An 843-nucleotide genomic window follows, 5' to 3' on the forward strand; every position below is an offset into this window, starting at 1 on the left:
GGTCAGCGGCAGTTCGAAATCGGCGGCGGCGGCAAAGGCCGCGGTGACACCCGGAACCACCTCATAGGCGATGCCGGCATCACGAAGTGCCGCCATCTCTTCGCCGGCCCGGCCGAACACCAGCGGATCGCCCGACTTCAGCCGCACGACACGCTTGCCTTCACGGCCAAGCTCGACCAGCAGCGCATTGATCTCAGCCTGGCTCTTGGTGTGGCAGCCCTTACGCTTTCCGACCGGCAGGCGCTCGGCATCGCGGCGACCCATGGCAACGACCGCCTCGGGCACCAGCGCGTCATGGACGATGACATCGGCTTCCATCAGCAGACGATGGGCCCGCAAGGTCAAAAGATCCTCGGCGCCCGGACCGGCGCCAACCAGCGCGATGTGACCGCAAGCGGGCGTGTCCGACAGCAGGAGATCGACGGCAGCTTCATGCGCCTGCGAAAGCTGGCCGGCTTCGGCCGCGCGCGCAGGAGCGCCAGAGAAGAAATCATTCCAGAAGCGGCGGCGGGCATTGCCTTTCGGCAGCAGCTTCTCGGCAGCCCCGCGAAACGACGCCGCAAGAATTGCCAGCGGCCCGAGCGACGGCGACAGCATGCGGTCGATGCGGCCGCGCAACATCTGGGCAAGCACCGGGCCTGCACCTTCGGTGCCGATGGCGATGGCGACCGGCGCGCGGTTGACCAGCGCCGGGGTGAAGAAATCGCAAAGCTCAGGCCGATCGACGGCATTGACCGGAATGCTTAGGCGGCGCGCATCCGCAGCCACCCGACGGTCGAGTTCCTCGTCGCCGCTGGCGGCAAACACCATGATCGCGCCTTCGAGCTGCGATGCGTCGTAAGC

Annotated in this window: 1 protein-coding gene; it reads right to left on the minus strand. The window is 67.1% G+C overall.

The features are described from left to right. A partial coding sequence (cobA, locus tag EN939_RS36260) for a uroporphyrinogen-III C-methyltransferase (protein ID WP_127272061.1) occupies positions 1–843 on the minus strand: 843 nt, incomplete at both ends.

Source organism: Mesorhizobium sp. M7A.F.Ca.CA.002.05.1.1 (assembly GCF_003998335.1).
GTDB lineage: Bacteria > Pseudomonadota > Alphaproteobacteria > Rhizobiales > Rhizobiaceae > Mesorhizobium.